1 rRNA gene is annotated in these 3073 nt (G+C 52.6%); it reads left to right on the top strand.

Annotated features, from left to right (window positions below):
• Positions 1 to 160 precede the first annotated feature (160 nt).
• Positions 161 to 3049 (top strand): 23S ribosomal RNA (locus PG897_RS22335).
• Positions 3050 to 3073 lie beyond the last annotated feature (24 nt).

The following is a 3073-nucleotide window of genomic DNA, read 5'->3' as shown; positions in this document are numbered from 1 at the left end:
AACATGCTCTTTAACAATCTGGAAAGCTGATTTAAAAAGTAGTTCTCAAACATTTGTTACAAGTGCTTTGGAAACTTCTTGGCGAAAACCAAATTTTATTTGGTCCTTGTTGTACGACAACAAGCCGTGCCGGTTTCACCGACACTTCTTGGGGTTGTATGGTTAAGTGACTAAGCGTACATGGTGGATGCCTTGGCAGTCAGAGGCGATGAAGGACGTACTAACCTGCGATAAGCCGTGAGCAGTCGGTAAGAGACATTACGACTCACGGATTTCCGAATGGGGAAACCCACCCAAGATAACTTGGGTATCGTTACATGAATACATAGTGTAACGAGGCGAACCGGGAGAACTGAAACATCTAAGTACCCCGAGGAAAAGAAATCAACCGAGATTCCCTCAGTAGCGGCGAGCGAACGGGGATTAGCCCTTAAGCATCTTGGAAGTTAGTGGAACGGTCCTGGAAAGGCCGGCGATACAGGGTGATAGCCCCGTACACGAAAACAACCTTGATGTGAAATCGAGTAGGGCGGGACACGTGACATCCTGTCTGAATATGGGGGGACCATCCTCCAAGGCTAAATACTCCTGACTGACCGATAGTGAACCAGTACCGTGAGGGAAAGGCGAAAAGAACCCCTGTGAGGGGAGTGAAATAGAACCTGAAACCGTGTACGTACAAGCAGTGGGAGCCCTTCGGGGTGACTGCGTACCTTTTGTATAATGGGTCAGCGACTTACATTTTGTAGCGAGGTTAACCGTATAGGGGAGCCGTAGGGAAACCGAGTCTTAACTGGGCGTCTAGTTGCAAGGTGTAGACCCGAAACCGGGTGATCTAGCCATGGGCAGGTTGAAGGTTGAGTAACATCAACTGGAGGACCGAACCCACTAACGTTGCAAAGTTAGGGGATGACCTGTGGCTGGGGGTGAAAGGCCAATCAAACTCGGAGATAGCTGGTTCTCCCCGAAAGCTATTTAGGTAGCGCCTCGGACGAATACTACTGGGGGTAGAGCACTGTTTGGGCTAGGGGGTCATCCCGACTTACCAACCCCATGCAAACTCCGAATACCAGTAAGTAATATCCGGGAGACACACGGCGGGTGCTAACGTCCGTCGTGAAGAGGGAAACAACCCAGACCGCCGGCTAAGGTCCCAAAGTTCTGGTTAAGTGGGAAACGATGTGGGAAGGCTCAGACAGCTAGGATGTTGGCTTAGAAGCAGCCATCATTTAAAGAAAGCGTAATAGCTCACTAGTCGAGTCGGCCTGCGCGGAAGATGTAACGGGGCTCAAACCAGGCACCGAAGCCGCGGATTCACGCTAAGCGTGAGTGGTAGGGGAGCGTTCTGTAAGTCTGCGAAGGTGTATCGAGAGGTATGCTGGAGATATCAGAAGTGCGAATGCTGACGTAAGTAACGATAAAGGGGGTGAAAAGCCTCCTCGCCGGAAGACCAAGGGTTCCTGTCCAACGTTAATCGGGGCAGGGTGAGTCGACCCCTAAGGTGAGGCCGAAAGGCGTAATCGATGGGAAGCAGGTTAATATTCCTGCACGACTTGTAATTGCGATGGGGGGACGGAGAAGGCTAGGTGGGCCAGGCGACGGTTGTCCTGGTGAAAGTGCGTAGGTGGTGTTTCTAGGCAAATCCGGAGACACAACACTGAGACACGAGACGAACGCACTACGGTGCGGAAGCCATTGATGCCCTGCTTCCAGGAAAAGCCTCTAAGCTTCAGATTACAAGTCATCGTACCCCAAACCGACACAGGTGGTCGGGTAGAGAATACCAAGGCGCTTGAGAGAACTCGGGTGAAGGAACTAGGCAAAATAGTACCGTAACTTCGGGAGAAGGTACGCTCTTGTTGGTGAAGTCCCTTGCGGATGGAGCTGACGGGAGTCGCAGTGACCAGATGGCTGGGACTGTTTATCAAAAACACAGCACTCTGCAAACACGAAAGTGGACGTATAGGGTGTGACACCTGCCCGGTGCCGGAAGGTTAATTGATGGGGTTAGCGCAAGCGAAGCTCTTGATCGAAGCCCCGGTAAACGGCGGCCGTAACTATAACGGTCCTAAGGTAGCGAAATTCCTTGTCGGGTAAGTTCCGACCTGCACGAATGGTGTAACCATGGCCATGCTGTCTCCACCCGAGACTCAGTGAAATCGAATTCGCCGTGAAGATGCGGTGTACCCGCGGCTAGACGGAAAGACCCCGTGAACCTTTACTACAGCTTGGCACTGAACATTGAACCTACATGTGTAGGATAGGTGGGAGGCTTTGAAGGCGTGACGCCAGTTGCGCTGGAGCCGTCCTTGAAATACCACCCTTGTATGTTTGATGTTCTAACGCAGGGCCCTGAATCGGGCTCGCGGACAGTGCCTGGTGGGTAGTTTGACTGGGGCGGTCTCCTCCCAAAGAGTAACGGAGGAGCACGAAGGTTGGCTAATCCTGGTCGGACATCAGGAGGTTAGTGCAATGGCATAAGCCAGCTTAACTGCGAGACGGACAGGTCGAGCAGGTACGAAAGTAGGTCATAGTGATCCGGTGGTTCTGAATGGAAGGGCCATCGCTCAACGGATAAAAGGTACTCCGGGGATAACAGGCTGATACCGCCCAAGAGTTCATATCGACGGCGGTGTTTGGCACCTCGATGTCGGCTCATCACATCCTGGGGCTGAAGTCGGTCCCAAGGGTATGGCTGTTCGCCATTTAAAGTGGTACGCGAGCTGGGTTCAGAACGTCGTGAGACAGTTCGGTCCCTATCTGCCGTGGGCGTTGGATGATTGAAGGGAGTTGCTCCTAGTACGAGAGGACCGGAGTGAACGAACCTCTGGTGTTCGGGTTGTCACGCCAGTGGCACTGCCCGGTAGCTAAGTTCGGAATCGATAACCGCTGAAAGCATCTAAGCGGGAAGCGAGCCCTGAGATGAGTCATCCCTGACCCCTTGAGGGTCCTAAAGGGCCGTTGGAGACCACAACGTTGATAGGTGGGGTGTGTAAGCGCGGCGACGTGTTGAGCTAACCCATACTAATTACCCGTGAGGCTTAACCATACAACACCCAAGAAGTGTTCGAAG

Source organism: Aeromonas sp. QDB20, assembly GCF_027707805.1.
Lineage (GTDB): Bacteria > Pseudomonadota > Gammaproteobacteria > Enterobacterales > Aeromonadaceae > Aeromonas > Aeromonas dhakensis.
This window is presented reverse-complemented; position numbering and strand designations above follow the sequence as displayed.